We start from the raw sequence: 24,223 nt of genomic DNA, 5'->3' as shown, positions 1-24,223 counted from the left end.
GATTGGTTCGGCGGGGCACTCACTCGAGGCGGGAGCGACGGTGTGCTTTTGGGATGCTCGTAGGGCACACGCGACCGGAAGACCGCTTTCATGAGGCGTGACGACATGCGGCGAGCCATGATCGCGTCGACGTGCCTCTTGTCGGCCCTGATGCTCGCCATCACTCTCGGTGTCCCCCTCGATGCCCGCGCCGACCCGCTGAATGCCGATCCGTCGGCCGGTGACGAGCTGAGCGTCCCGTGGCCGACTCTCGGCCTGCCCGACGAGATCACGTTGGTCGGCGCCAACGACAACCAGGACTTCAGGCTTCCGGTGCAACCCGGGTTCGGGGTCCGGCGCCTGCGCGGACTGATCCACGCCCCGGTGGACTTCGGTGCCGGTTTCGTCGAAATCGACGACGCCAACGGCACATTGCTCGCCACGGTCGATCTGCCGGCCGTCATCCCCAGTCAAGCCGTGGTGCCCTTCGACGTCGACGTGTCGACAGCTCAGGTCACCGGCTCGACGCTCGGACTGTCCTTCACGGTGCGTGAGGGCAGGATCCCTCCCGACCAGCGGTGTGGGCTCGGCGAGCGCGTGGTGATCAGCGACCTCGCCGCGGTGATGACGGGCATCGAGCCCGCACCCACGACGGTGGCGTCGTTCTTTCCGCCCGTCCTCGAGCGACTGACCATTTACACGCCCATCGACGCCAACGCCGCCGAGCAGCAGGCGGTGCTGACGCTCTCGTCGGCCGTGGCCAGGGTCTATCGCCCCCAGCCGACGGCGATCTCGGTGGTGAAGCAGCCGCGCGGCGCCGCGCCCCAGCCGGCCACCCAGTTCAGTCGGGCCGTGGTGGTGGAGGACGGCGACGCCGGGATCGACGTCGTCAACCCGGGCAGGCCGAACGTCTACCTCAAGCTGAGCGGCCGTGGTGACCAGCTCACCGACCAGGTGTCCCCCGTCGTGAACGGGTTGCAGACCCTCGTACAGATTCCGGATGCGCGGGTCGACAAGGCGGGCGTCACCGACAGTCCCGCCACCGACGAGATGAGCTTCGACCGGTTGGGGCTCAAGGGCTCGAGCACCGTCTTACGGGCGTCTACCCTCACCGTCGGAGTCGACCGTGCGGCGCTGGGCCAGGGACGCGTCGACGGGCTGAAGGTGCACCTGCTCGCCACCCACACGCCCATTGCCTCACTCGACTCGGCCACCCTCGTGGTCAAAGTGAACGGGCAGGCGGTGTACGCCACGCCGCTGTCCGACTCCGGCCGCGTCGACGCGGTCTTCGACGTCCCTGGCAGCTTCCTCGGACAACGGATCAACCTCGACTTCGCCCTCACCTTCAGTCCACGGCAGCTGTGCAACCCCACCATTGCGCCCATGACCTTCCAACTCGATCCGCGATCGACCGTGACGGTGCATCGCGGTGGTGGGGCCCCCGGCGGCTTCGGCGCGGTGCCCTCGGAGTTCAGCCCCGAATTCCTCGTCGCGTTCGACGGAAGTGGGCCGAATCTGCTCGACTACGCCACCCGAGTGGTGGCCGACATCGCCCGGTTGACGGGGACGCCGCTGACGCCGCGCGTCGTGGACGTGATGTCCGCGGCCGACTCCCACACCCCGGCGTTGATCGTGGCGAACGCCGCCACGCTCAAGATGACCTCGCTGCGGCCGCCTATCGGAGGAGAGAGCACCGACGTGACGGTCGGCATCGCCGACGAGCTCCGCGCGGACATCGCCGGTGGGCTCGGCTCGATCCAGGTCTTCGCCGACCAGCCCAGGAACCGCACGGTCGTCCTCGTCGCCACCAGCGGAGTGTGGTCACTGGTCGAGCCGGTGCTCGGATACGTCGAGCAGCTCCCCGACGGCTGGTCGAGCCTGGTAGGCAACGTCGCGGCGGCCGGCCCGGCGGGTACGGTGTCCAATCTGTCGATCGGACCGGTCGACGCGGCAGCGCCCCGGCCTCGGGACGAGCGCAACTGGACGCCGTGGATCGCCACGGGTGCGGCGCTGGGCGTCCTGGCGGCGGTGGGGCTGGGCATGCTGCTAAGTAGCCGCCGCCGGTCCTGACGATCCAGCGCTTGCAGAAGCGGGTAGCAACCGCCGACGTATGCGAGCGCGTGATCGCCAGCGAAGCACTAGGGTCCTCATCGAACGCAGATCTACGGATGAGGGCACGGTGGACTGGATCAAGGATCGCTGGACCCAGCTCGGGGATGTGAGCGCAGGCAGCTGGCTGGCGATCGCCGCCTGGGCCGCGGTGCTGTTCGGCATCGTCGCGCTGCTGTGGGCGCACCGCCAGATCAGCAGGAACCGTCAGCTCAAGACCGAGCAGACGCGTCCTCACGTCTCGATGTTCATGGAGCCGCACCCGTCCGACTGGCACGTCATCGAGTTGGTGGTGCGAAACTTCGGTCGAACCGCGGCCCACGACGTCAGGTTCTCGTTCGTCGACCATCCGACCGTCGCGGCGTACGAGGACAACCCCGTCGACGGCAAACCCGACATCGCCGAACTCGAACTTCCCAGTGAACTGCCATATCTAGCCCCTGGGCAGGAATGGCGCACGGTGTGGGATTCGGCGATCAGCCGGGCCGAGCTCGGCGGCGCGATCCGGGACAGCTTCGACGGGACGCTGACCTACTCCGATCGTCCCGGCGGGGGGAAGCGGTCCGGACGCCGCCGGGGGGCGACCTTCGAGACACCCTTCCGGCTGGACTGGGCGACAATGCAGCCGGTCCAGCGCATCGAGCTGCTGACGACCCACGATCTGGCCAAGCGCGAGAAGCAAAAGCTCGAACTGCTGCGCAGCGTGCTCACCTACTTCCACTATGCGTCCAAGGAGACTCAGCCGGAGGTGTTCCGCGCCGAGATCGACCGGATGAACCGGGCCGTGGCGGAGACCCAGGACCGTTGGCGCACCCGGCAGTTGGACCAGACCACCGAACTCGACTTCCCGTGGATTCACCAGGCGAAGGCTGGCCGTCATTCGACACCCACCGGCTAAGTAACATCGGCCCGAACCGCGTTGATAGGGAGAGCCGATGACCAACACCGTGACCTACGAGCTGACCGAGTCCGTCGCCACGATCACGCTCGACGACGGCAAGGTCAACGCCCTGTCGCCGACGATGCAGCAGAACCTGAACGAGGCGCTCGACAAGGCCGAGGGGGCCGCCGCCGACGGTGAGGTCAAGGCCATCGTGTTGGCCGGCAACTCGCGGGTCTTCAGTGCGGGCTTCGACCTCAGCGTGTTCGGCTCCGGCGATGCGGCGGCCGCACTTGGCATGCTCTCCGGCGGATTCGAGCTGTCGATCCGGCTGCTCAGCTTTCCGGTGCCGGTGATCATGGCTGCGACGGGCCCGGCCATCGCGATGGGCTCGTTCCTGATGCTCAGCGGTGACCACCGCGTCGGCTCGCCGAGCTCGCGCTGTCAGGCCAACGAGGTGGCGATCGGCATGGTCCTGCCCAACGCCGCGATCGAGATCATGCGCGCGCGGCTGACCCGGGCGGCGTTCTCGCGGGCAGTGTCGATGGCCGCGGTGTTCAGCGGGCAGGACGCCGTGACCGCAGGCTGGCTCGACGAGATCGTCGAGGACGGCAACGTGCTGGCGCGGGCTCGTGACGTGGCCGCCGACGCCGCTGCCGGGCTGAAGCTCAAGGCACACCGAGCCAGCAAGCTCAAGGCCCGCAAGGAAGCGATCGCCGCCATCCAGGCCGGCATCGACGGGTTGCCCGCCGAATACGAAGCCAGCTAGGCGATTGTCGTTGCCCGCCTCCGAGCGAATTCGGGATCGCGCAAGTTCGCTAGGAGGCGGGCGCGTCAGGGGCGCTCCCCGACCCCCGTCGCTCCGTCACCCATTTCGACAGCTCGGCGGCCACCGGACGCCAGGCGTCCTCGCTCGTGGCGAGCGTCTCCACTGCCTCCTGCCGCAGAGCCGAGTACGCGGTGACCAGCTCGGGCAGGGTGCGCTCGACGTGGTCGGCGATCGCGGAATCGTCGTCGAACGGGATGGTCGAGAACCCCTGGTGGGCAACGCGCGCCGCGGCGGCCGTCGACAAGCCCAGGTCCCCGGCCGGCGGCGCGGCCACGGCGCGGACCAGCCCGGCGAGCGTCTGACGCGCCCGGTGGGCGCCGGATCGGGCAGCCCGCAGCGCACCCGCGGCCTGCTGCTCCGCCGCCAGGGCCGCCCGCGCCCGCTTCACCCACGCATCGTCGAGGACACCCTCGGCGCAGACGGGGCACGGCTGCGGGCCATGACGATCGCGGAACTCCAGGCTGGTCTCGAGGAACTGCACGCGGTCCGCACCGAGCACGTCACCGCGGCGCTGTTCGTCGGTGCGCACCACGGCCGCCAAACGCAATGCGGTACAGGCCCTTTCGATCTCGTCGACGTCGGGGGCGGCCAGTGCCGCCGCCTCGCGCCACGCGGCGGGGGCGGCCTGGTCACCGACCTCGGCCACAGCGTCGAGATCCGGCTCCGCGGCCGAGAGCAGTGCCAGCGCCGCCTCGGCACGGGGATCACAGCTGGCCCGTAACTGCTCCCGCAGCGCGTCGAGCCGATCCATCGCAGCCGTCAACCGTTCGTCAGACATCGACGTCGACCCTATGCGGTGACCATGGCGAGGACCAGTGTCGGACGCGCCGCCTAGGCTGGCGGCGATGGGCCTTCACCTGCACCGCGCCGAGCGGACGGATCTCCTCGCCGACGGGCTCGGCGCGCTGCTGTCCCAACCCCTCGACGATCCCTTCGCGATGGAGTTGGTGCTGGTGCCCGCCCGCGGCGTCGAGCGGTGGCTCAGCCAGCGGCTGTCCCACGTGCTGGGTCGCGGCGCCGGTGGCGACGGGGTGTGCGCCGGTGTCGAGTTCAGGAACCCGCACTCGCTGATCGCCGAGATCACCGGCACCGCCGACGACGATCCCTGGGCACCGGACGCGATGGTGTGGCCACTGCTGGAAGTCATCGACGAGAGCCTCGACGAGCCGTGGTGCCGGACGCTGGCGACCCACCTCGGCCACGTCGACGTCGGCGAGGAGCGCGAGCTGCGCCAGGGCCGGCGCTACGCCGTCGCGCGCCGGATCGCCGGGCTCTTCGCGTCCTATGCCAGGCAGCGCCCGCAGTTTCCCGCCAGCTGGCTGCGAGGCGACGTCGGCGGCCTGGACCGCGATCTCGAGTGGCAACCTCCGCTGTGGCGCGCCCTCGTCGACCGGGTCGGCGCCGAACCACCAGACGTTAGACACCGCAAAACCGTTGCCGCCCTGCGTGATTCGCCACTGGAACTGCCACCCCGGTTGTCGCTGTTCGGGCACACCCGGCTGCCCGTCACGGAGATCGAACTCCTCGAGGCGCTGGCCAGCCACCACGACGTCCACCTGTGGCTCCCCCACCCCAGCGACGACCTGTGGCGCGCGCTGACGGGCACCCGGGGGCCGATCCCCCGCCGCGACGACACCAGCCACCGGCAGGTCCACCATCCGCTGCTGGCCACCCTCGGCCGGGATCTGCGCGAGCTGCAGATGATCCTGCCCGGCGAGCTGTCCACCGACGAACATCTCGGCGACCACGAGCACCCCGACACCCTGCTGGGCTGGCTGCAGTCCGACATTGCCGCCAATGCCATTCGGCCGCTTGGCCGTACGGTCACCGCCGGGGATCGGTCGATCCAGGTGCACGCCTGTCACGGCGAGGCCCGGCAGGTCGACGTGCTGCGCGAGGTGCTGCTCGGTCTGCTCGCCGACGACCCCACGCTGGAGCCCCGCGACATCCTGGTGATGTGCCCCGACGTCGAGACCTACGCACCACTGATCAACGCCGACTTCGGGCTCGGTGACGTGCTGCGCGACGCGCATCCGGCACATCGGTTGCGCATGCGGCTCGCGGATCGCTCACTCGTCCAAACCAATCCGCTCCTTGGCGTGGCGTCGCAACTGCTGACGCTGGCCGGCAGCCGGGTCACCGCCAGCGAGGTACTCAACCTGGCTCAGACCGCGCCGGTACGCGCACGCTTCGGCTTCACCGACGACGACCTCGAGGACGTCACGCGCTGGGTGCGGCAGGCCAACGTGCGCTGGGGGTTCGACCGGCCCCACCGCCAGCCCTACGGCGTCGACTTCGTGCACAACACCTGGCGTTTCGGCATCGACCGCGTGCTCGCCGGTGTCGCGATGTCCGACGACGCCCACGCCTGGCTCGGGTCCACCCTGCCGCTGGACGACGTCGGCAGCAACCGCATCGAGCTGGCCGGTCAGCTCGCCGAGTTCGTCGACCGGTTGCAGCGCACCATCGATGCGCTCACCGGGCAGCACCCGCTGGAGCACTGGCTGGACGCCCTGGCCGAGGGCATCACCCTGATGACCCGCGTGAGCGCCGCCGACGCGTGGCAGACCAGCCAGCTGCAGCGCGAGTTCGGGCAGGTGCTGCTCGACGCGGGTCCGCGGAGCACGACGGTGCTGCGGCTGCCCGACGTAGCGGCGCTCCTGGATCGCCACCTAGCAGGCCGTCCGACGCGGGCCAACTTCCGCACCGGCACGCTGACGGTGTGCACGATGGTGCCGATGCGCTCGGTGCCGCACCGCGTGGTGTGCCTGGTCGGCCTGGACGACGGCGTCTTCCCCCGCCACGGTGTCGTCGACGGGGATGACGTCCTGGCCCGCGACCCCGTGACCGGGGAGCGCGACAGCCGCTCGGAGGACCGCCAGCTACTGCTCGACGCGATCGGCGCAACGACCGAGAAGCTGGTGATCACCTACACCGGCGCCAATGCCCACTCCGGCCAGGCGCGCCCACCCGCGGTGCCGCTGGCCGAGCTGCTCGATGCCGTGGACGCCACCACCGCGCAGGCCGTCCGCGACCGGATCGTCGTATACCATCCGTTGCAGCCGTTCGACGTTCGCAACGTCATCCCCGGCGAACTGATCCCCGACGTCCCGTTCACCTTCGACGACACCGTGCTGCGCGCGGCCAGAGCCAGCACCCGCGAACGGTCCGAGCGCCCCAAGTTCGTCTCGGGGCAACTGCCCGAACGTCCCCACGGCGACGTCGCGCTCGCCGACCTGATCGGGTTCTTCAAGGATCCCGTCAAGGGGTTCTTCCGCGCGCTGGACTACACGCTTCCGTGGGACGTCGATGGCGTCGCCGACGAGATCTCCGTCGACATCGACGCCCTGGAGCAGTGGGCGGTCGGTGACCGGATGCTCGGCGACATGCTGCGCGGGATGAGCCCAGAGGATGCTCGGCAGGCCGAATGGCGCCGGGGCACGCTGCCGCCCGGCCAGCTGGGGTGGCGTAAGGCGGGCGAGCTGCGGGAGCAGGCGGCGCTGCTGGCGGCCACGGCCCTGGCGCACCGCACGGCCAACCCCGACGCGTACGACGTCGACATCGACCTCGGCAACGGGCGCCGCCTGACCGGCACCGTGTCTCCAGTGTTCGATGACCATCTGGTCTCGGTCACCTACTCCCGGCTCGACGGCAAGCACTTGCTGGCGGCGTGGCTTCCGTTGCTGGCGTTGACCGCTCAGCACCCGGAGCGGGAATGGTCGGCGATCTGCATCGGGCGTGCGCGCCGTGGGAGCACGCCGACTGAGCGCGCACTGGGGTCACCACACGAACCGGCCGTCGGCCTGTTGCAGGACCTCGTCGCGATCTACGACGCCGGCAGTCGCGAACCGCTGCCCCTGCCCGTCAAGACGTCCTACGCCTGGGCCAGCGCGCGGATGGAGGGCGGCGACCCCGAGCGGGAGGCTGCCTTCCGGTGGAAGTCCGGAAACTATCCCGGGGAGGACGCCGACCCCGCGCAGGTGCGTGCCTGGGGCGCCAACGCCTGGCTCAAGGACCTGATGAAACCCCTGCGGCCGGGCGAAGAATCCGACGGCGAGACCCACCGACTCGGCGCGTACTCGGCCCGGCTCTGGCTGCCCATGCTGCGCGCGGAAGTGCGCATCTGATGCAGCGTTTCGATCTGCGCGGATCCCTTCCCGACGTCGCCTCCACCACGGTGTTGGAGGCCAGCGCCGGCACCGGCAAGACGTTCGCCCTGGCCGGGCTGGTGACCCGCTACGTCGCCGAGGGTGCCGCAACCCTCGACCAGATGCTGCTGATCACCTTCGGCCGCGCCGCCAGCCAGGAGCTGCGCGACCGGGTCCGTCGCCAAATCACCCAGGCCGCAGCCGCGTTCGACGATCCGTCGGTGGCCGGTGACAACGAGCTGGTGGCCTTCCTGCTGGAAGGATCCGAGGAGCTTCGCGCCGCCCGGCGACAACGGTTGCGCGACGCCCTGGCCGGGTTCGACTCCGCGACGATCGCCACCACGCACCAGTTCTGCCAGCTGGTGCTGAAATCGCTCGGCGTGGCCGGAGACTCCGACTCCCGCGTCACCCTGGTGGAGAGCCTCACCGACCTGGTGACCGAGGTCGTCGACGATCTCTACCTGGCGCACTTCGGTCAGCAGCGCGACGACCCTCTGCTGTCCTACCCCGATGCACTCAAGCTGGCCCGCGAGGTCGTCGGCAACCCGGCGACCGAGCTGCGGCCGCTCGACCCGCCGCCGGATTCGCGGGCCGCTGTGCGCGTCGCCTTCGCCAAACACGTTCTCGCCGAGCTGGAGACGCGCAAGCGACGGCTGGGCATCCTCGGGTACGACGACCTGCTGACGCGGCTGGCCCGAGCACTCGACACCAAGGACTCCCCCGCCCGGCTGCGCATGCACCAGCGCTGGCCGATCGTGATGGTCGACGAGTTCCAGGACACCGACCCCGTGCAGTGGCAGGTGATCGACCGCGCCTTCAGCGGACGCTCGACGGTGATCCTGATCGGTGACCCCAAGCAGGCGATCTACGCCTTCCGCGGCGGGGACATCGTCACCTATCTGAACGCCGCCGAGACGGCCGGCGCCAAGAAGACGCTCGGCACCAACTGGCGCAGCGACGGTGCGCTGGTCGACTCGCTGCAGGCGGTGTTGCGCGGTGCGGCGCTGGGCGACCCGGCGATCGTCGTGCACGACGTGGCGGCCGCCAACCGGGGCCGGCGGCTGGTGGGCGCCCCGCACGACGCGCCGTTCCGGCTACGCGTCGTGCAGCGAAGTACGTTCCGGCTCAGGGGAACTCAGAACGTCCCGATCGGCGACATCCGCCAGCACATCGGCAAGGACCTCGCCTCCGACATCGGCACCCTGCTCGCCAGCGGGGCCACCTTCGAGGGCAGGCCGGTGCAGGCGGGCGACGTCGCGGTCATCGTGGAGACGCACCGCGACGCCAGGGTGTGCCAGCTGGCGCTGGGCCGCGCCGGCATCGCGGCGGTGTACACCGGCGACTCGGACATCTTCGCCTCCGAGGCGGCCGACGACTGGCTCTCGCTGCTCGAGGCGTTCGACCAGCCGCACCGCGCCGGGGTGGTGCGGGCCGCCGCCGCGACGATGTTCTTCGGCAAGACCGCCCGGGATCTCGCCGACGGTGGCGACGCATTGACCGACGACGTCGCGGAGACGTTGCGGCAGTGGGCGGGTCACGCCCGCGAGCGTGGCGTCGCGGCGATCTTCGAGGCCGCCCAGCTCGCCGGCATGGGTGACCGCGTGCTGTCCTGGCGCGACGGTGAGCGGCACATGACCGACCTGGCGCACATGACCCAGCTGTTGCAGGACGTCGCGCACCGCGAGCACTACACGCTGCCTGCCCTGCGCGACTGGCTGCGCGCCGAACGCGAGGACCGCGGCGGGGCCGGCGAACGCAATCGCCGACTCGACAGCGACGCCGCGGCGGTGCAGATCATGACGGTGTGGGTGAGCAAGGGTTTGCAATACCCGGTCGTCTACCTGCCGTTCGCGTTCAACCGCTGGGTGCCCGAGCCCGACCTGATCCTGTTCCACGACGGCCCGACCCGTTGCCTGCACATCGGCGGCCGGGAGAGCCCGGACTACCTCGAGGTCGAGCGGCTCGGCCGGGAGGAGTCCGCGGGCGACGACAGCCGGCTGACCTACGTCGCGCTCACCCGGGCGCAGGCTCAGGTGGTCGCGTGGTGGTCCCCGGCGCGCGACGAACCCAACGGCGGACTATCCCGGTTGCTGCGCGGCCGCCGGCCCGGTGAGGCGACCGTGCCGAACCGGTGCGTGCCCAGCAAGATCACCGACGACGACGCCCTGTCCCGGTTGCGGGAGTGGGAGGCGGTGGGTGGGCCCGTCCTCGAGCAGTCGGTGCCGGCACCCCTGCCGTCCCCGCCCGCCCCGCCGGCTCCGAAGCAGTTCGACGCCAGGCACTTTCACCGCGCCATCGACACCACCTGGCGCCGCACGTCGTACTCGGGCCTGATCCGCGCCACCGAGACGATCGGCGTGACCAGTGAGCCGGAGGTCGTCGCGCTGGACGACGAGGTCGGCGACCTGCCGCTGCTTCAGCCCTCGACCGGCCCGCACGTACCGTCACCGATGGCCGACCTGCCGAAGGGGGCGACGTTCGGCACCCTGATGCACGCGGTGCTCGAGACCGCCGACCCGTTCGCGGTGGACCTGGCGGCCGAACTGGAGACCCGGATCCGCGAGCACTCGGCGTGGTGGCCGGTCGACGTGCCCGCCCCCGAGCTGGCCGCGGCGCTGGTCCCGATGCACGACACGCCGCTGGGTCCGCTCGCCGCCGACCTGACCCTGCGCCAGATCGGGTTGCGGGACCGGTTGCGGGAGTTGGACTTCGAGTTCCCGCTCGCCGGTGGCGATCTCGGTGGTGTCGCCGGTCGGATCCACCTGAGCGACGTCGGGCGGCTGGTCGCCGAGCACCTGACCGCCGAGGATCCGCTGGCTTGTTACGCCGAACGCTTGACGAGCGACCCGCTGGGCGCCCAGCCGCTGAGCGGATACCTGAACGGCTCGATCGACGCGGTGCTTCGCGTTCCCGCCCCGCACGCCCCCGGGAACCACCGCTACGTGGTCGTCGACTACAAGTCGAACTGGCTGGGTGACGGGGACGTGGAGTTGACCTCGGCCGACTACGAACAGGCGCGGCTCGTCGAGGCCATGCTGCACTCCGATTATCCGCTACAGGCGCTGCTGTACAGCGTCGTGCTGCACCGCTTCCTGCGCTGGCGCCAGCCCGGCTACTCCCCCGAGCATCACCTGGGCGGGGTGCTGTACCTATTCGTCCGCGGCATGTGCGGCCCGGACACGCCCCTGCTGGACGGACGACGGGCCGGGGTGTTCGACTGGGCGCCCCCTGCCTCGCTGATCGTGGCCATCTCCGAGCTGCTCGACACCGGGAGGGTGGGGCGATGACGTCGGTCGAACCGGTCGACACCGCGGACTGGCGCCGCGCCGCCGGGACCACCGGCCTGCTGGCCGAGTTCAACGATGCCGCGGTCATCGATTCGGCGGACGTACGCGTGGCACAACGGCTGTGCGCGATGGCCGGGGAGGCCGACGAGCGCGTGCTGCTCGCCGTCGCGTTGATGGTGCGTGGGTTGCGCGCCGGATCGGTGTGCCTCGATCTGCGTTCGGTGCAGACGCAGGTCGACGCTCCCGAGCTGCCGTGGCCCGCGGTCGATGGCTGGCTCGATGCGGTATGGGCCAGCCCTCTACTCGGCCCGCCGCACGTGGTGCGCCGCCAGGAGCACCTGCTGTACTTCGACCGCTACTGGCGCGAGGAACAACAGGTGTCCGACGATCTGCGGGCCATGGTGTCGCGTGACGCGGGCACGTCGACCGCCGACGTCGAACGGTTGTTCCCGGCGGGGTACGAAGAGCAGCGGGGTGCCGCTGAAATCGCGCTCTCACAACGGGTTACGGTGCTGACCGGCGGGCCCGGCACGGGCAAGACCACCACGGTGGCACGGCTGCTGGCGCTGTTCGCGGGTCAGGCTGGCCCGGCGTCGCGGTTGCGGATCGCGCTGGCCGCGCCGACGGGAAAGGCGGCCGCACGGTTGCAGGAGGCCGTGCAGCTGGAGATCGACCAGCTCGATCTCGTCGATCAGCGCCGGCTCGCGGGATTGCAGGCGACGACCCTGCACCGGCTGCTCGGCAGCCGGCCCGACAATTCGTCGCGGTTCCGCCACCACCGCGGCAACCGGTTGCCCCACGACGTCATCGTCGTCGACGAGACGTCGATGGTGTCACTGACGATGATGGCCAGGCTGCTGGAGGCGGTGCGCCCGCAATCACGCCTGCTGCTGGTCGGTGATCCGGACCAGTTGGCGTCGGTGGACGCGGGTGCCGTGCTGGCCGACCTCGTCGAGGGTCTCGGCGCCGAGCGGGGTTCGCCGGTGGTGGCGCTGCGCACTTCGCACCGTTTCGGCGAGTCGATCGGCGCGCTGGCCGCGGCGATCCGCGACGGCGACGCCGATGCGGCGCTGCGGGTGCTGGCCGCCGGTAGTGTGCACATCGAGTGGCTGGACGTCGAGGATCCGACCGCCGAACTTCGCAAAGTGCTTTTGCCGCAAGCCCTTCGGCTGCGCGAGGCCGCCGTGCTCGGTGACGCCGGCGCGGCGCTCGCCACACTGGACGAACACCGGCTGCTGTGTGCGCACCGCCACGGCCCGCACGGCGTCCAGCACTGGAACCGCCAGGTGGAGCGGTGGCTCACCGAGTCGACGGGCGAACCGATCTGGTCCGACTGGTACGTCGGGCGGCCCCTGCTCGTCACGGCCAACGACTACGGGTTGGGGCTCTACAACGGTGACACCGGCGTGGCCGTGACGGGCCTGGATGGCCTGCGCGCGGCGATCTCCAGCGCCGGCGCGCCGCGGGTGTTCGCCACCAGCCGGCTCCCGGACCTGGAGACGATGTACGCCATGACGATCCACAAGAGTCAGGGCTCCCAGGCCGCCGAGGTGACGGTGCTGATGCCGCCGGTGGATTCGCGACTGCTAACCCGGGAGCTCTTCTACACGGCGGTGACGCGGGCCAAGTCCAAGGTGCGGGTGGTGGGCTCGGCCGAAGAGGTGCGGTCGGCCATCGAGAAGCGGGCCGTCCGGGCGACCGGTCTGGCGCTGCGGCTGACCGACTGAGGAATCGCGGACTCCGCCGTAGTGTTGATCACGTGGTGACACGGGTCGCGACGGGTTTTCATTCGGGTGAGCTGGCCGTGCAGCGCCGAGCCGGCGTGCAGCAGCAAGCCGCCCGGCTCTCGGCGATGGTCGGACGCGGTCAACTGCGCGGCGGCGTCGGCGCCTTCCTGGCCGGTGCCACGTTCGCGGCCATCGCCGCGAGGGACCGTGACGGTGCGCTGTGGACGTCGCCGCTGGTGGGTCCACCGGGGTTCCTCGCCGTGGCAACTCCCATGCGGCTGCACCTCGGCACGACGCCGCACCCCGAGGATCCGCTGTTCGGTCTGCCAAGCGGGCAACCCATCGGCTTGATCGTGATGGACTTCGCGTCCCGGCGCCGGTTGCGGATCAACGGCGTGCTTGGCGCGACCGACGAGGGTGCTCTGTCGGTCGATGTCGCCCAGGCCTATGGCAACTGCCCGCAGTACATCCACCCACGAAGCCCCGCCCCCGACGCACCGGCCGACGAGGCCCGGTCGATCCGCCGCGGTGATGCACTGGGGGACGACGACGTCGAGCAACTGCGCGCAGCGGACACGTTCTTCCTCGGCACCACCCACCCCGAATACGGCAACGACGCATCGCACCGCGGGGGTCCCCCGGGGTTCGTGCATGCCGACGCGCACACCGTGACGTGGCCGGAGTTCCCAGGCAACAACATGTTCAACAGCCTGGGCAACCTCGCCGTCGATCCCAATGCGGCCCTGCTGTTCGTGGACTTCGGCAGCGGCCGCGCGGTGCAGCTATCCGGTAGCGCGGCGGTGCGCTGGGATGGCACCGAGCGCAGCGTCGCGTTCGACGTCCGCGACGCGGTGGTGAGCTCGGTCCCGGGGCTGCGGTTCGTCGGCTGAGCGGGGCCGCTACGGCCTGACGGGGTGGCGGCTCAGGATCGAGACGCGGTTGAACGCATTGATGGCGGTAGCCACCCAGATTATGGCCGACAACTCGTCGTCGGTGAGTATCCTTCGCGCACGGGCATATTCGCGTTCGGCGGCGTCGTGATCCGGCAGGGTCGTGGTGATCTCGGCCAGCCGCAGCGCGGCCCGTTCGCGCTCGTCGAACAGTTCGGTGTCACGCCACACCGACAGCGTCGCAAGCTGTTTTTCGGTGACACCGGCGGCGACGGCCCGGTGCACGTGGACGTCCAGGCAGGACGGACACCCGTTGAGCTGGGACACCCGGACGTTGACCAGTTCGGTCAGGCTGCGCGACAACCCCGCCTCCCTGGCTGCCTTCGTGACGGCCGTTGCCACCGCAGCCAGCGCGTGGTAGGCGTCTGGCGTCTGCTTGTCGATGTGTACGTGCTCGGTGTCCATCCGCGCCTTCACCTCGGAGGTAGGGTCGAATCGATCCTACGCAGCCAGAGGACGTGCCCGTGACCCTGACCGACAAGACCGGTGAACCCGTCACCGTCGCACGCGAGGACGGCCGGTTCACCATCGCCGTCGACGGAAAGACGGTGGGGCTCACTGCTTTCGCCGATCGTGACGGGCAGCGCGTCTTCTACCACACCGAGGTGGACGACGCGTTCGGCGGACGCGGGCTGGCCTCGCTGGTGATCGCCGAGGCGCTGGCGGCCACCAGGGCCGAGGGGCTGCGCATCGTGCCGGTGTGTCCGACGGTCGCCGCCTACGTACGCAAGCACCACGAGTTCGACGACGTCGTCGACCGCCCGACCAAGGCGATCATCGACTCGCTGGGCTGACCGCGACAGCCGCACGCGCAGCCGCTAGCCGGCGCGCCAGCGGTCCGGATGGTCGGCCAGCCAGCGCTGTTCGACACGCTTGACCCGGTGATGCTCGAGCGTGATCAGGATGGCGCCGGCGGTGACGAGTGCACCCGCGATGAAGCCCAGTGGCAGCTGCCATTCGGTGTGGCCGTACGCCGTCGCCGCCAGGAACCCGGCGATCGTCGCGGTGCCGAGCATGATCAGGACGAGGCCAGGCAACCACAGCGTGTCGATGAACGATTCGCCGGCGTGGGGCTGGGTGGTGCGGGCATGGTCGATGGGATCCCGGTGCGCGCCCTTCATGGCATCTCCCTTCGTGAAGAGATCCCTCGAGCGTACGCCGATTGTGAGATGGATCACATCAGGTTCGGCTGCTCCGCGGTCGACGGTTCATCTGCGTGCGGGCCGATGAATTCGAGTCCCGCGCGAATCGCGGGGCGGTGACGAAGGACCCGGTAGTGAGCCAGCCGGCCGAGTCCGCGCGTGGTCAGTAGCCGGGCGTCTTGCCATGACGCCGCCAGCCGCTCACTGGCGGCGTAGGGACTATCGGGGTCGTCGGGATCATGGATGAGGAGCAGTGGCGGGTACTTGGCCCGTCGGCCGACGCGCGCCATGTTCGTCTCCTCCAGCGGCATGCCGATTCGTCGTTCCAGACGACGGTGCAGCCCCGCCCGGATCCGCCGACCGAAACCGTGGCGCGCGGCGAACAAGTCGAGGTAGAGCGGAAAGTCGCCCATCGGAGCAAAGAAGACCAGGCGCCCTACGTGTGCGCCCTGCGCCGCCGCAAGGGCGGTGGCGTTGGCTCCCAGCGAGTGAGCTACCACCGCGTGGGCCGGCCCGTGGGTCTCGATCATGGCGGCAATGGCGTGGGCGCACTCGATGGCCGTGGTACGCCCCGGCGCAAGCGCACCCGGCTCGGATTCGTTGTGGCTGGGCAGGTCGAACGCGACGACCCGATACCCCGCCTGCACGAGCGGCGAGACGAACATCGCCAGATGCGCGCGTTGCCCGCCCCACCCGTGGACCAGGTAGACCGGCGGCCCCTGGCCCCACCGTTCGCCCGCGACGCGGTGCCCCTCCCAATGCGCCTCTACCGGCTTGCCCGGCGGCACCCCAGGAGGCATGCGCATGCTCGACTCCAAAACCGGTGGTGTGCACCACAATTCGACAGCCCACCGTGATCCCACCCGGGGGGCCAACCGCTCGAGCACCCCGAAGGATCGCCGTACGCGGTCGTCGACCGGGGGAAGGACACCCGAGCCTGCGACATCGAGCGGCGGGACCACTCCCGCCTGGGCGCCCCCCGGCGTCGTTGCAGGATCACCGTCCGTCACGACTCCGATGGTAGTGGCGGGTCCCCATCGCCTCGCGAGCCGCCGACGAGTTCGGTCACCGCGCGTTGCTCAGCGCCTGCCTGGCATAGGCTCGCACGTCCGCGTCACCGTCCTCGAGCGCACCGGTGAGCGCCTCCCTGGCCGTGGCGTCCGAGCCCGCCCACCGGGTCAGGCTCAGCACGGCGGCCTTGCGCACGTCGAGATGCGGATCGGCCAGAGCGTGCGACAGCGGCGGCACCGCGGTCGACGGCGACGGGGCCCCAGCCAACGCGCGCGCTGCACCCTGCCGGATCTGCCAGGCCGACTCCGCCAGGGCCCGCTCGACGGTGCCGACGTCACCGTCACCCCATTCGAAGGAGCCCATGGCGGCCAGCGCGGCGGCCCGCACCAGGGGGTCGGCATCCCGGATCAGCTCCCGGATCGTCTGCGTGCCCGACGACAGCGTGCCGAGGCCGTTGGCCACGGCGATGCGCACCTCCCTGTTGGCATCGGCGTGGGCGGCGGCCACGCCCTCGGCGTCGTCGACCGACACCAACGCACGGACGGCCTCGATTCGCACCCGGTGATCGCGGTCGGTCAGCGCACGACGGTACTGGTCGGCATCCCCCACCCGCCGGGCGCTCAGCACGTAGACCGCGAGACTGCGGACGTACGCGTCCGCCGACTCCAGCGTCGGGGCGAGGGCGGCGGGCTCGGGCAGCACCTCGACGAGTTCCCGGATGCCGTCGGCGGCGATGCGCCGGACCTCGACGTGCTCGTCGCCCAGCGCCTTGACGAGCGCGGGGGCATACCCGTCGGCGAGATGCTCGGTCAGCACGTCGACCGCGGTGCGGCGCACCCCGGGATCAGCGTCGTCCAGGTAGGGCGCCAGGTCCTCGACGGTCGGCTCGTCCAGCGCCAGCACGGCCGCGATGCGTGGCGACGGCGGCTCGGCAGTGGCGTCGGCGATCACCCGGGACCCGTCACCGGATGGCGCCTGCGCCCCGACGAGCTCCGGTTGCCGCACGGCGATGGCGTCCGTCTCGCCGCTGGGCAGGTCGTCCAGGCCCGGCACCGGGACGAAGTACGGAGCGACGGGACGCTTGAGGAACTCCATGCCGTCGGCGGTCTTGCGCAGGTTCAGGTGGTAGCGCCACTCGACGTCGTCGCGATCGGGGGTGTCGCTGCGATCGTGGTAGAGGCCCCATCGGGATTCGGTCCGCGTCAGCGATGAACGTGCCGCCATCTCGGCGCAGTCGCGGATGAACGACACCTCCACCGCGCGCAGCAGTTCGTGCGGGGTGGTGGCGCCGATGCCCTCGACCTCCTCGCGCATCCGCTCGAAGGTCTGCACGGCCAGCGATAGCTTCGCGGCGGTCTTCGGCGGCGCCACGTAGTCGTTGACGAAGCGTCGCAGCTTGTACTCCACCTGCGGCTGGGGCGGCCCGTCCGGGTGTCGTAATGGCCGGTAGATCAGCTCGTGGGCGTCGGCGATCTGGTCGGCGGGAAGCGAGCCCGGTGCCGGCGTCACGTCGAGCGTCGACGCCGCATGCGCGCCGGCCAGCTCGCCGTAGACGAACGCGCCGATCATGTAGTTGTGCGGGACGCAAGCCAGATCGCCGGCCGCGTACAACCCGGGCACGGTCGTGCGCGCGTTCTCGTCGACCCACACCCCGGACGCGGAATGCCCACTGCAGAGCCCGATCTCGGAGATGTGCATCTCGACGTCGTGGGTGCGGTAGTCGTGCCCGCGGTTGGCGTGGAAGGTGCCGCGGGTGGGCCGTTCGGTGGTGTGCAGGATGCCCTCGAGCGTACTGAGCGTCTCATCGGGCAGGTGACTGACCTTGAGGTAGATGGGGCCGCGGGCCGATTCGATCTCATTCTTGACCTCGGCCATCATCTGCCCAGACCAGTAGTCGGAGTCGACGAACCGCTCCCCCTTGGCGTTGACCTGATACCCGCCGAACGGATTGGCGACGTACGCACATGCCGGCCCGTTGTAGTCCTTGATCAACGGATTGATCTGGAAGCATTCGATCCCCGACAACTCGGCGCCGGCGTGGAACGCCATCGAGTAGCCGTCACCTGCGTTGGTTGGGTTCTCGTAGGTGCCGTAGAGATAACCCGACGCGGGCAGGCCCAGCCGCCCACACGGTCCGGTGGCGAGGACGACGGCCTTTGCCCCCACGACGACGAACTCACCGGTGCGGCTGTTCAACGCCGCCGCGCCGACGGCGCGCCCCTGCGAGGTCAGCACCCGCACCGGCACGAACCGGTTCTCGATGCGGATCTTCTCGCGCATGGCGCGCTGGCGCAGCACTCGGTAGAGCGCTTTCTTGACGTCCTTGCCCTCGGGCATCGGCAGTACGTAGGAACCCGACCGGTGCACACGACGCACGGCGTACTCGCCGTGCTCGTCCTTCTCGAACTTCACGCCGTAGCGTTCGAGGCGCTGCACCATCGCGAAGCCGCGCGTTGCGGTCTGGTAGATCGTGCGCTGGTTGACGATTCCGTCGTTGGCCCGGGTGATCTCGGCGACGTAGTCCTCCGGGGTGGCCTTACCGGGGATGACGGCGTTGTTGACGCCGTCCATGCCCATGGCCAGTGCGCCGGAGTGTCGGACGTGTGCCTTCTCGAGCAGCAGCACCTGGGCGCCCTGCTCGGCGGCGGTGAGCGCGGCCATCGTTCCGGCGGTGCCACCGCCGATGACCAGCACGTCGCAATCCAGGCGAACGGCGTCGTCGAGGTGGGGAATCTGCATCAGCTGATCAACTCCGAGTTATCGAGGGCGGCAATGACATCGGCCCGCAGTGCGGTGCGGTTGACGCCGCCGTCGCGGGGTGAGGGAACCTCCAGGAGGGCACGCAGGGGTTGGCCCGCGCGGCCGAGCACGGCAATGCGGTCGCCGATGAGCAGGGCCTCGTCGACGTCGTGGGTGACGAATACGACGGTCGTCGGGTGGGCCTGCCAGGTGTCGATCAGCAGACGCTGCATGGTGGACCGGGTCTGGGTGTCCAGCGCGCCGAAGGGCTCGTCCATCATCACCGCGCGCGGTGCACCCGCGAGCCCGCGGGCGAGTTGCACGCGCTGGCGCATGCCACCCGACAGATTCTTGGGCAAATAGTCCTCGAACCCGGTCAGACCGACGTCGGCGATCCAGCGAAGCGCCTCGGCGCGCCTGCCCTGCCGCGGCCGGCCCGCCAGCTTCAGCGCGAGCTCGACGTTGGATTGCACTGTGCGCCAGGGCAATAGCGCGTTGTCCTGGAAGACCATCGCGCGGTCGCGGGATGTCGTGGTGACGCGGGCGTCGTCGGCGCAGATCTCGCCCCCGTCCGGCGGCAGCAGTCCGGCCAGCGCGCGCAACACCGTCGACTTGCCGCAGCCGGATGGGCCCGTCAGCACCAGGATCTCACCGGGCCGGACGTCGAGGTCCAGACCGTCAACGACCGGCGCACCGCCGTAGCTGAGCACCACGCCGCGCAGGTCGAGGGCCATGCCGCTCATCGGGGCGATCTCCTCTTCGCGCGAGCGCTCATCGGCCGCTCTGCTCGCCGCGCGGCAGCCAGCGGGTCACCCGTCGACCGACCAATTCGACTGCGGCAGAGGTGACGAACCCCAGCACGCCGATGGTGATGATGCCGACGAACACCTCGGGGTAGGCCAGCACGGTGTACGCCTGCCAGGTGCGGTAGCCGACGCCGAGGCGTCCCGAGATCATCTCCGCAGAGATGACGCAGATCCACGCCACGCCGATGCCGACCGACAGCCCACCGAAGACCCCGGGCAGGATGCCCGGCAGCACGACGCGGACCAGGACGTCCCAGCGATTGCCACCGAGCGTGCGCACGGAGTCCTCCCACAGCGTCGGCAGCGCACGCACCGCGTGCCGCGTGCTGACCATGATCGGGAAGTAGGCGGCGAGGAACGTGATGAAGACGATGCCCGCCTCGTCTGTGGGAAACAGCAGGATCGCCACGGGCACGATCGCGATCGCGGGAATCGGACGGGCCAGCTCGGTGAGCGGACCCAGCACGTTCGCCGACGCCCGCGAGCGACCGAGCAGGATCCCGCTGAGAACCCCGGCGACGGCGGCGAGCGCGAAACCGGTGAGGATGCGGATGAGCGACTGCCCCAGATCCAGCCAGTAGTCCTCGGTGGCCAACCGGCGCCCGAATGCCGCGACGATGTCGGTCACCGTCGGCAGGGTGTCGAATCGCAGCCAGAACCGAACGTGATTGGCGGTCAACACCTGCCACAGCGCGACGGCCGCCGCGACCGAGGCGATGCGAACCACCCAGGAGGGCCAGCCCCGACGCGCGCGGCGCGGCCTCACCGGGCGTGCGGGCGCGACCACGGCGGGTGCGTCGGCGGTGATCACCGCGGGCGGGGTCGTCACGCCGCACCCGCCAGCGCCTGCTGGTAGTCGACGACGGTGGCTCCGGGATGCGCGCCGGCGTAACGCTGGGCGCCGGCCACGGTGTCGAACGGCAGGAAGCCCCTCCCGCTCTCGACCCAGGCCGACTTGTCGGCGAACCAGCGAGTGCCCAGCTCGGCATCCGGTACGTAGGCCGCGCGAACCTTCTGCCCCTTGGCGGTCGCCTCGCGGATGGCTCGCAGCAGGCAACCGGGATTGGCGGCGGGCTGGGTGGCGGTCTGGCCGTCCAACCACAGCTCGCCCGCGAGCTTGGGATCGGTCACCGGCACGTTGCAGACGGGATCCTGCCCCTTCAGCAGCGACGGGTTGGCGGTCGAGGCCAGCGCGGTTCCGTAGTCCTGGTTTCGCGTGCCGAACGCCTTGCGCAGCGCGACGTCGGAGACGAAACCGTCGACGTCGAGGTCGGCGAAGTCGCCGATCGACTTCAGGTACGGCACATCGCCTTTGAGCGCGGTGACGAGGGACGGCTTCAGCGTGGTGTCGAACGACGTGCCACCGGGTCCGTTGTAGAGATAGACGACTTCTTGGGGCAGACCGCTGCCGTCGGCGACGATCTTGGCCGCCTCCAGCGGGTTGGCGTTCAGGAAGTCCGTCGCATCCAACTGGGCCTGCAGGAACGCGTCGAGCACCTCGGGGTGCTGACTGGCGTAGTCGCGTCGGGCCACCACACCGTGGAACGTTGGGTAGTTGCCCTCGGCGCCGTCGTAGAGCAGCTTGCCCTTGTCCTGGAAGACCAGCAGCCCGGGCCAGGCGACGAACTGCGAGAGTGCCTGCGCCTGACCGGATTCCAGAGCCGATGCGCCGACCTGTGGCTGCTGGTTGAGTACCTGGACCCCCGTCGCGGGATCGATGTGCGCGTTGTCCAGCGCCCGGACCAGGGTGCCGTGACCCGCCGAGCCCACACTGGCGGAGACCTTCTGCCCCTTGAGGTCGTCGATGCTGGACGCCGTCGAACCGGGTGGGACGACGACCATGTTGAGCGAACCGGTCGGGCTGTAGCCGGTGATGGAGACCAGTTCGGTCCTGGCCCCCGGATTGGCCTGCGTCTTCGAGCCGTTGATCAGCAGCGGGTAGTCACCCATCGAGCCGATGTCGATCTTCTCGGCCACCATCTGTGCGGTGATGGGTGCGCCGGTGTCGTAGTCCTGCCACTGGACGTCGTACCTGACACCCGAGGACTTGCCGAGGTCATCGAGGCGTTTCTCCAGGAAACCCTTGGCCTTCAACAGAGTTCCGGCCGTGACGGTGTTGATGGTCTTGGACTGGTAACCGATCACGACGGCGACGGTGCCCTCGGACTGGCTCTTCGAGTCCAGTGAGCACGCGGCCACTGAGCCGACGGTGGTGGCGGTGAGCAGGAGGGCAAGGAGACGTTTCACGGTGAGTCCTCGGATTCAGCGAATGAGATAGGGCATGTTGACGGTGACGGCGCCGGTGGGACAGCGGGCTGCGCATGGGCCGCAGTACCAGCACTCGTCGACGTGCATGAAGGCCTTGCCGTTCTCGGGGTTGATGGCCAGCGAGTCCAGCGGACAGATCTCCACGCAGAGCGTGCACCCCTCGATGCACAGCGACTCGTCGATCGTCACCGGCACGTCGACCCGCTGGTTGACCTGAGCCATCATTCTCCCCTAACTAGGTTGCCGCGCAGGGTGATTCGGTCGCCCCGCATGCGGATGTATTCGAGATCGACGGGATGCCCGTCGTCGAGGTGGGTCAGCCGCTCCAGCAGCAACACCGGGGCGCCGTCGGGCACTTGCAGGATCGCCGCGGAGTGGGCGTCGGCGGAGACGGCCTCGACGGCCAGGTCCGCGGCGCCGAGCCGACGACCGGTGACCTGTTCGATGAGCGCGAAGACGTCGTTGACCTCCAGCGAGTGCTCGAGCACCTCGTTGCCGACGCTGGGCGCCAGGTAGGTCATGTCGAGGGACAGCGGCAGGTCACCGAGGTAGCGGAGCCGTTCGACGAAGACGACGCGTTCACCCGGATTCAGGCGCAGACGATTGGCCACCGACGGCGGGGCGGACACCGTCATGGCGGCGCGGACCTCGTTGCGGATCTCTCCGTAGCCCTTGAACGTCTCCTTCAACCCGACCAGCGCGTCGAGGCCGTGGTCGTACTTGCGGATGGCGACGTGGGTGCCGGTACGGGGGCCGCGCTCGATGATGCCCTCGTCCTTCAGCGCGGCCAGCGCCTCGCGGACGGTGTTGCGGGAGACGAAGAACTCATTCGCGAGGTCACCCTCGGCGGGCAGGCCGTCCGGGTAGCCGCCGGCGTGGATCTGGTGGCGCAGCACGTCGGCGACCAGCCGGGCCTGATCCGCGCGCGGACGGCGGATCGGCGTCGGTTCGGCGCGTTCGTGGTTCTGGCTGGCCATGACACCTCCTGGCTGGTGACCTGCTCAGGACCGTATCGGTGCATGTCAGGATGGCCAGGGGGCCAGATTTCGATTTCGCGGCAGTGTTTCGATTGCGCCGCCCGCAGACCGCGCGGACCTGCCGATTGGGCCGCCGCACGTGGTGATTGCGCCACCGCGACGAAGGTGGCCGCATTTGAATCGCACTGAGCGGAAACGACGCTAGGCCAGGCGTTCGACTAGACGCAGATGTTGACGAAGTACAGGCCCGGCATGGCGCACACGGCCCGGCTGCCGTAGTCCGCATACGGCGACGGGGCCGGTGAGCTGGGCGTCTGCGCGCTGGTCTGACCGGCGCCCTGCACCGTCGGCACCTGCGGTTCGGCCGGCGACGGGGCCGCGTTGGCCATTCCAGCGCCGAGTGCCAGAGGCGCCAGCGCCAGGCTTGCCGCGACGGCGGAACCACCGAGGAACGACTTGACCTTGATCATGATGACCTCTTCGCGATGCACGTGGTCCGCTACTCGGGCCACATTACTAAGCCCAACTAAGAGATGGCCATCGAAATTCCGTGCCTAACGTGTGACGAGCACGTCACCATGGCCGTGCCGGCGGCACCAGCTCAGGATGTAGCGGGCGTGCAGGCCGCACCAGCGGTAGACCGCGGACAGCGTCATCGGCAGCCGCGGATCGTGCTCGCCGCGCTCGACGATGATCGGTCCGAGGTAGTGCGTCGTCACCTTCGAGGCCGTATTCAGGGCAACGCCCGCCGCCGCGGCGAGCGTGGCGCCGTCGGTCGCGCGGCCGGCGGCGATCGCGCCGGCCATCCTGGCTGCGGTCTCTCCGCGACGCCCCTGGAACATCTCGTAGAGGGGTTTGCTGCGCGGGACCGTGCCGTGGCCCCCGTCGCGCCGCGTGCCGACGGCCGCGTCCCTGACGAGGTCGGCCAGCTGCTCGGGTCCGGCGGATTTGTGATAGACCGAGAACACCTCCGGCCGCAAAGCCGCCTCGTCGAGGAGGTCTCGCTCCAGGGCGTGCCCCTGGGTGGCGATGATGACCGGGGCTCGCCGCTCCGCAGCCCCGAGGATGTCGACGACGTCGAGGCCGTCGAACCGGAACTCCCACTCCGGGGTGTTCCACAGCAGGTCGGCGACGACGACGTCGAATCGCACGCGCTGGGTCACCTCGCGGCCGACGGCCTCCCGGTCACCCGCCACTCGCACCATCGCCTCGGGAAAGGCGGCACCGAGCGCCGGCAGCACGGCACCGCTCAGCGGCGACGCCACCAGAATTCGCGGTTGGCCCTCCACCCGGCAAATCCTCTCGCAACGTGCAAGATGTTGCTCGATTTACGAATCGTGTCGTTCATCTTGCCGAAATCCACTACGAACG

The 24,223-nt window shown here is 69.9% G+C and carries 20 protein-coding genes; 8 read left to right on the top strand and 12 right to left on the bottom strand.

Features of this window, described 5'->3' with window-relative positions; all coding sequences use genetic code 11:
* The first annotated feature begins 90 nt into the window (after positions 1-90).
* The 3 genes from SBI80_RS01080 to SBI80_RS01070 all read left to right on the top strand — a co-directional run bounded on the left by SBI80_RS01080 (position 91) and on the right by SBI80_RS01070 (position 3,737).
* Positions 91-2,049, top strand: coding sequence for a cellulose biosynthesis cyclic di-GMP-binding regulatory protein BcsB (locus tag SBI80_RS01080; RefSeq protein WP_318972486.1), 1,959 nt, complete (start codon positions 91-93; stop codon positions 2,047-2,049).
* 109 nt (positions 2,050-2,158) lie between these two features.
* Positions 2,159-2,986, top strand: coding sequence for a DUF8453 domain-containing protein (locus SBI80_RS01075; protein ID WP_318972484.1), 828 nt, complete (start codon positions 2,159-2,161; stop codon positions 2,984-2,986).
* A 37-nt stretch (positions 2,987-3,023) separates the two neighbouring features.
* Entirely contained in the window at positions 3,024-3,737 is a 714-nt protein-coding gene (locus SBI80_RS01070; RefSeq protein ID WP_318972482.1) for a crotonase/enoyl-CoA hydratase family protein, read from the top strand.
* Positions 3,738-3,786: 49 nt separating this feature from the next.
* Here SBI80_RS01070 and SBI80_RS01065 read toward each other — a convergent pair whose 3' ends face one another.
* Positions 3,787-4,575: a hypothetical protein gene (locus SBI80_RS01065; protein ID WP_318972480.1), complete on the bottom strand. Its 789-nt coding sequence runs from the start codon at positions 4,573-4,575 to the stop codon at positions 3,787-3,789.
* 67 nt (positions 4,576-4,642) lie between these two features.
* Here SBI80_RS01065 and recC point away from each other — a divergent pair, with 67 nt between their 5' ends.
* Genes recC through SBI80_RS01045 form a run of 4 tightly spaced genes read left to right on the top strand, consistent with a single transcriptional unit; the run spans position 4,643 to position 13,849 of the window.
* Positions 4,643-7,924 (top strand): exodeoxyribonuclease V subunit gamma, encoded by a 3,282-nt coding sequence (gene recC, locus SBI80_RS01060; protein ID WP_318972478.1) that lies wholly within the window; start codon positions 4,643-4,645, stop codon positions 7,922-7,924.
* Complete coding sequence (gene recB / locus SBI80_RS01055; protein ID WP_318972477.1) at positions 7,924-11,232, top strand: exodeoxyribonuclease V subunit beta; 3,309 nt, start codon at positions 7,924-7,926, stop codon at positions 11,230-11,232. The genes recC and recB overlap by 1 nt, the downstream gene beginning before the upstream one ends.
* A complete protein-coding gene (gene recD / locus SBI80_RS01050) occupies positions 11,229-12,959 on the top strand; it encodes an exodeoxyribonuclease V subunit alpha (RefSeq protein ID WP_318972476.1) in 1,731 nt (576 codons plus the stop codon). Before recB ends, recD begins: the two co-directional genes overlap by 4 nt.
* A 32-nt stretch (positions 12,960-12,991) precedes the next feature.
* The gene (locus SBI80_RS01045) at positions 12,992-13,849 is read left to right on the top strand and encodes a pyridoxamine 5'-phosphate oxidase family protein (protein ID WP_318972474.1); all 858 of its coding nucleotides are present in this window, start codon (positions 12,992-12,994) and stop codon (positions 13,847-13,849) included.
* A gap of 9 nt (positions 13,850-13,858) precedes the next feature.
* Here SBI80_RS01045 and SBI80_RS01040 read toward each other — a convergent pair whose 3' ends face one another.
* Positions 13,859-14,314, bottom strand: coding sequence for a carboxymuconolactone decarboxylase family protein (locus SBI80_RS01040; protein ID WP_318972473.1), 456 nt, complete (start codon positions 14,312-14,314; stop codon positions 13,859-13,861).
* A gap of 65 nt (positions 14,315-14,379) precedes the next feature.
* Between SBI80_RS01040 and SBI80_RS01035 the strand changes: the two genes are divergently transcribed.
* Positions 14,380-14,703 (top strand): GNAT family N-acetyltransferase, encoded by a 324-nt coding sequence (locus SBI80_RS01035; protein ID WP_318973629.1) that lies wholly within the window; start codon positions 14,380-14,382, stop codon positions 14,701-14,703.
* A gap of 24 nt (positions 14,704-14,727) precedes the next feature.
* Here SBI80_RS01035 and usfY read toward each other — a convergent pair whose 3' ends face one another.
* The 10 genes from usfY to SBI80_RS00985 form a co-directional block, all read right to left on the bottom strand.
* A complete protein-coding gene (gene usfY / locus SBI80_RS01030; protein ID WP_318972471.1) occupies positions 14,728-15,030 on the bottom strand; it encodes a protein UsfY in 303 nt (100 codons plus the stop codon).
* Positions 15,031-15,083: 53 nt separating this feature from the next.
* Positions 15,084-16,061: an alpha/beta fold hydrolase gene (locus SBI80_RS01025; protein ID WP_318972470.1), complete on the bottom strand. Its 978-nt coding sequence runs from the start codon at positions 16,059-16,061 to the stop codon at positions 15,084-15,086.
* Between the two features lie 55 nt (positions 16,062-16,116).
* On the bottom strand, positions 16,117-18,801 hold the full coding sequence (locus SBI80_RS01020) for a fumarate reductase/succinate dehydrogenase flavoprotein subunit (protein WP_318972468.1): 2,685 nt from the start codon (positions 18,799-18,801) through the stop codon (positions 16,117-16,119).
* Positions 18,801-19,544 (bottom strand): ABC transporter ATP-binding protein, encoded by a 744-nt coding sequence (locus SBI80_RS01015; protein ID WP_318972466.1) that lies wholly within the window; start codon positions 19,542-19,544, stop codon positions 18,801-18,803. Before SBI80_RS01015 ends, SBI80_RS01020 begins: the two co-directional genes overlap by 1 nt.
* 28 nt (positions 19,545-19,572) lie before the next feature.
* Complete coding sequence (locus tag SBI80_RS01010; protein ID WP_413232647.1) at positions 19,573-20,373, bottom strand: ABC transporter permease; 801 nt, start codon at positions 20,371-20,373, stop codon at positions 19,573-19,575.
* Positions 20,374-20,432: 59 nt separating this feature from the next.
* Positions 20,433-21,854 carry an ABC transporter substrate-binding protein gene (locus tag SBI80_RS01005; RefSeq protein ID WP_318972464.1) on the bottom strand — a complete coding sequence of 474 codons (1,422 nt, stop codon included), beginning with the start codon at positions 21,852-21,854 and terminating at the stop codon, positions 20,433-20,435.
* Between the two features lie 15 nt (positions 21,855-21,869).
* Positions 21,870-22,097, bottom strand: a complete 228-nt coding sequence (locus tag SBI80_RS01000) for a 4Fe-4S dicluster domain-containing protein (protein WP_003928504.1) — start codon at positions 22,095-22,097, stop codon at positions 21,870-21,872.
* Positions 22,097-22,852, bottom strand: coding sequence for a GntR family transcriptional regulator (locus SBI80_RS00995; protein WP_318972457.1), 756 nt, complete (start codon positions 22,850-22,852; stop codon positions 22,097-22,099). The genes SBI80_RS01000 and SBI80_RS00995 overlap by 1 nt, the downstream gene beginning before the upstream one ends.
* Positions 22,853-23,070: 218 nt before the next feature.
* The gene (locus tag SBI80_RS00990; protein WP_318972455.1) at positions 23,071-23,322 is read right to left on the bottom strand and encodes a hypothetical protein; all 252 of its coding nucleotides are present in this window, start codon (positions 23,320-23,322) and stop codon (positions 23,071-23,073) included.
* An 84-nt stretch (positions 23,323-23,406) separates the two neighbouring features.
* Entirely contained in the window at positions 23,407-24,141 is a 735-nt protein-coding gene (locus tag SBI80_RS00985) for an MSMEG_1198 family transcriptional regulator (RefSeq protein WP_318972453.1), read from the bottom strand.
* Between the last annotated feature and the right edge of the window lie 82 nt (positions 24,142-24,223).

The organism is Mycolicibacterium sichuanense (genome assembly GCF_033741125.1).
GTDB lineage: Bacteria > Actinomycetota > Actinomycetes > Mycobacteriales > Mycobacteriaceae > Mycobacterium.
The sequence above is the reverse complement of the archived record's forward strand: the minus strand, read 5'-3'. Positions and strand labels throughout refer to the sequence as shown.